Below are 280 nucleotides of genomic sequence, written 5' to 3' on the forward strand. Positions count from 1 at the left end.
CGGGTCTACGACCACATACTCATTCGCCCTGTTCAGACTCGCTTTCGCTGCGGCTCCGTCTCATCGACTTAACCTTGCATGGGATCGTAACTCGCCGGTTCATTCTACAAAAGGCACGCCATCACCCTGCATTTTCCAGAGGAAAGATGCATAGGGCTCTGACTACTTGTAGGCACACGGTTTCAGGTTCTATTTCACTCCCCTTCCGGGGTGCTTTTCACCTTTCCCTCACGGTACTGGTTCACTATCGGTCACTAGGTAGTATTTAGCCTTGGGAGGT

Annotated in this window: 1 rRNA gene; it reads right to left on the minus strand. The window is 51.8% G+C overall.

Annotated elements, in window-relative coordinates:
* A 23S ribosomal RNA gene (locus tag BHE18_RS02795) occupies window positions 1–280 on the minus strand; the annotation flags it as partial.

The organism is Rossellomorea aquimaris (assembly GCF_001877785.1).
In the GTDB taxonomy this organism is placed as follows: Bacteria; Bacillota; Bacilli; order Bacillales; family Bacillaceae_B; genus Rossellomorea; species Rossellomorea aquimaris_A.